The 3,471-nt window shown below is 71.9% G+C and carries 5 protein-coding genes; 4 read left to right on the forward strand and 1 reads right to left on the reverse strand.

What is annotated here, in order from left to right:
* The 3 genes from AC1D15_RS22670 to AC1D15_RS22680 all read left to right on the forward strand — a co-directional run.
* The coding region (locus AC1D15_RS22670) for an acyl-CoA dehydrogenase family protein (protein ID WP_477827743.1) at positions 1 to 213 on the forward strand (213 nt) is incomplete at its 5' end.
* Positions 210 to 812 carry a 2-hydroxychromene-2-carboxylate isomerase gene (locus tag AC1D15_RS22675; protein WP_477827744.1) on the forward strand — a complete coding sequence of 201 codons (603 nt, stop codon included), beginning with the start codon at positions 210 to 212 and terminating at the stop codon, positions 810 to 812. The genes AC1D15_RS22670 and AC1D15_RS22675, both read left to right, overlap by 4 nt.
* Positions 813 to 889: 77 nt before the next feature.
* On the forward strand, positions 890 to 1,405 hold the full coding sequence (locus tag AC1D15_RS22680; RefSeq protein ID WP_477827745.1) for a hemerythrin domain-containing protein: 516 nt from the start codon (positions 890 to 892) through the stop codon (positions 1,403 to 1,405).
* Here AC1D15_RS22680 and AC1D15_RS22685 read toward each other — a convergent pair.
* On the reverse strand, positions 1,374 to 2,318 hold the full coding sequence (locus tag AC1D15_RS22685; protein ID WP_477827746.1) for a LysR family transcriptional regulator: 945 nt from the start codon (positions 2,316 to 2,318) through the stop codon (positions 1,374 to 1,376). The two genes, AC1D15_RS22680 and AC1D15_RS22685, sit on opposite strands and share 32 nt — an antisense overlap.
* Before the next feature lie 70 nt (positions 2,319 to 2,388).
* Here AC1D15_RS22685 and AC1D15_RS22690 point away from each other — a divergent pair.
* Positions 2,389 to 3,471, forward strand: a 1,083-nt coding sequence (locus AC1D15_RS22690) for an acyclic terpene utilization AtuA family protein (protein ID WP_477827747.1), incomplete at its 3' end; no start/stop codon positions are given.

The following is a 3,471-nucleotide window of genomic DNA, read 5'->3' on the forward strand; positions in this document are numbered from 1 at the left end:
GGCCAGCCGTGCCTGAAGGAGGCCGCGATGGGCAAGCTGTTCGCGAGCGAGATGGCCGAGCGCGTGTGCAGCGAGGCGATCCAGATCCATGGCGGGTATGGGTACGTGAGCGATTTCCCGGTCGAGCGCATCTACCGCGACGTGCGGGTGTGCCAGATTTACGAAGGCACGAGCGACGTGCAGAAGATCCTGATCGGGCGGGCGCTGGCATGAACACCCCCATCGACTTCTACTTCGACTTCTCATCCCCGTACTCCTACATCGCCTCCGAATGGATCGAGGCCCTGGCGGCGCGCCACGGCCGCACCGTCGCGTGGAAGGCGGTGATGCTCGGCGCGGTGTTCCAGGCCGCTGAGCTGAAGAGCCCCGTCTCGCACCCGGTCAAGCGCGAGTACTCGCTGCACGACTTCGAACGCTCGGCGCGCTTCGCCGGCGTGCCGCTCGCGATGCCGGCGAAATTCCCGATCGCCACGCAGAACGCCTCGCGCGTGTTCTGGTTCCTGCACGACAGCGATCCGGCGCGCGCCGTGGCCTGGGCCCGGCTGTGCCTGCGCGCGTACTTCACGCGCGGTGTCGACCTGGGTGATGCCGCGGCACTGGCCGGGCTGGCGTCCGATCTCGGCTTCGAGGCCGGCGCGGCCGAGCGCGTCTGGACCGATCCGGTCTGGAAGGACCGCCTGCGCCAGGTCAATGACGCGGCAATCGCGGCCGGCGTGTTCGGTGCCCCGTTCTTCGTGCTCGATGGCGAGCCGTTCTGGGGCAACGATCGGCGCCCGCAGATCGAACGCTGGCTGGAGAGCGGCCCGTTCTGACTTGATCGGCCGCAACGACACGCCGCCCGATGCGGCCCAGGATCGGGCTTTCGACTCTGCCCTGCCGCCCCATCACCATGTCTGCCCTTGCCGTCGATCCGCAATCGCTGTCCGCCCCCCTTCCTCCGCCGCGGCCACGCCTGGCCTGGTCCGACGGCCTCGCGCTCGGGCTGGAGGCAATGGACCACACGCACCAGGCGTTCGTCGACCTGCTGGCGCAGGTGGCGACCGCCGATGACGAGGCGGTGCGTACTGCCTGGGATGCGCTCGTCGAGCACACGCAAGGGCATTTCGACCAGGAGGACCGCTGGATGCGCGACACCGGCTTCGCCTCCGGCAACTGCCACGCGACCCAGCACCGCGTGGTGCTCGAGGTGATGCGCGAAGGCGCGGCGCGCGGGCAGGTGGCGATGATCCGCCAGATGGCCGATGAGTTGGCCGTCTGGTTCCCGACGCATGCGCAGACGATGGACGCGGCGTTGGCGCTGCATCTGCGGGGTGTCGGCTACGACCCGGTGAGCGGCGAGGTGCGGCTGCCGCAGGCGCTGCCGGCGGGCGGGATCACGGGCTGCGGGTCGGCTTCTTGCGGCTGACGCGGCTGCCACCGGCTGCAGATTTCGTCCCCTCCGGCGGCCGCGCCATCACCCACTCGTACAAGCCCTGCGCCGCCACCGACAGCCCGCGGTCGCGCCGCCGCACCAGGTAGAGCTGCCTTTGCAGCCCGGTCCACGCCAGCGGCCGCGTGACCACGCCGGGCGCCTTGAAGTGGAACAGCGTCAGCCACGGCACGATGCTCACGCCCAGCCCCGCGCGCACCATGCCCATCACGGTGGCGAGCTGGTCGACCTCCAGCACCGCGTTCATCACCTGCGGATGCGTCGCCGCATCCAGGTACTGCCGCACGCTCGATGTGCGCGACAGGTGGATGAAGGGCCAGGCCGCCACGTCCTTCGGCCGCACCTCGGCCAGGCGGGCCAGCGGATGGCGCGCCGGGCACACCAGGTGGAAGTCGTCGCTGCAGAACGGCTCGGCGCGCAGCTCGGGCGTCTCGGCCCGCGTGGCCGCGAGCGCGAAGTCCGCATGCCCGCTGCGCACGAGCTCGATGCACGGCTCCGACAGCACGTCGGCCACCTGCAGCTCGATGCCCGGCCAGGCAGCGCGGAACCCCGCCAGCACCGGCGGCAGCCAGCCGGCCGCGAGCGACGGCAGCAGCGCGATCGAGACCCGCCCGCGCCGCCGCGCGGCCTGGTCGCGCACGCCGGCCAGTGCGCTGTCGAACTCGTCGAGCACGCGCCGCGCCGACAGCTCGAACTCGCGGCCCTCGGCCGTCAGCTCCACCGAGCGCGTGCTGCGGTCGAACAACCGCAGCCCGAGCGCCTCCTCCAGCTGGCGGATCAGTGCACTGAAGGCCGGCTGCGACAAGTGCATCGCCGCCGCGGCCCGCGTGAAGTTGCGCTGCCCCGCCAGCAGCACGAAGGCGCGCAACTGCCGGGTCGAGACATTCATTTGCATTGCAGATCAACTCATCCGAAATTGCGAATTCCCATATTAATCGCCGCTGCCTACAGTCGGCCCGATGAATCGACAACCCTTGCGCATCGGCTGCGCCGCCGGCTTCTCGGGCGACCGCACCGATGCGGCCGGCCCGGTGGTTGATGTGCTGCTCGCCGCCGGCGGCCCCGGCGTGCTGATCTTCGAGACGCTGGCCGAGCGCACGCTGGCGCTGGCGCAGCTGGCGCGCCGCGACGATCCGCTGGGCGGCTACGAGCCGCTGCTCGATGACCTGCTGCGGCCGGTGCTCGCGCGCTGCCTGGCCGGCGGCCTGCGCATCGTCAGCAACTTCGGCGCGGCCAACCCGCAGGGCGCGGCGCGGCACATCGCGGCGCTGGCGCGCGAGCTGGGTGTGCGCGTGCCGCGCATCGCGGTGGTGTCGGGCGACGACCTCGCCGGCGATGCGCACCGCGGCCTGCTGCTCGACGCGCTGGGGCCCCAGGCGGCCGCGCTGAACATCGTCGCGGCCAACGCCTACCTCGGCGCCGAGGCGATCGCCGATGCGCTGCTGGCCGGCGCCGAGATCGTCGTCTGCGGGCGGGTCGCCGATCCGTCGCTGACCGTCGGCCCGGCACTTGCGCACTTCGGCTGGGCGCGCGACGACTGGGACCGCATCGCCGGTGCGACGATGGCCGGGCACCTGCTCGAATGCGGCGCGCAGGTCAGCGGCGGCTATTACGCCGATCCGGGCTACAAGGACGTGCCCGGCCTCGCGGCGCTCGGCTACCCGATCGCCGAGATCGATGCCGAYGGCGGCTGCGTCATCACGAAGCCCGCCGGCACCGGCGGGCGCATCGACGAGCACACCGTGAAGGAGCAGCTGCTCTACGAGGTGCACGACCCCTTCGCCTACCTGACGCCCGACGTCGTGGCCGACATCGGCCAGGCGCAGGTGCGGCAGCTCGGCCCCGACCGTGTACGGCTCGACGGCGTGCGCGGCCATGCCCGACCGGCGCAGTTGAAGGTGAACGTGTGCCACGAGACCGGCTGGCTGGCCGAAGGCGAGATCTCGTACGCCGGCCCGCGGGCCGAGGCGCGCGCGCGGCTCGCGGCCGAGGTGCTGCGCGAGCGGCTGCACGGCCTGGGCACGCTGCGCGCCGACCTGATC

The sequence above is a fragment of the Rhizobacter sp. P2_H2 genome (assembly GCF_056403375.1).

Excerpts from the sequence above, each read along its gene's own strand:
- AC1D15_RS22685 (WP_477827746.1), bottom strand. The coding sequence starts at position 2,318 with ATGAATGTCTCGACCCGGCAGTTGCGCGCCTTCGTGCTGCTGGCGGGG.
- AC1D15_RS22675 (WP_477827744.1), top strand. The coding sequence starts at position 210 with ATGAACACCCCCATCGACTTCTACTTCGACTTCTCATCCCCGTACTCC.
- AC1D15_RS22680 (WP_477827745.1), top strand. The coding sequence starts at position 890 with ATGTCTGCCCTTGCCGTCGATCCGCAATCGCTGTCCGCCCCCCTTCCT.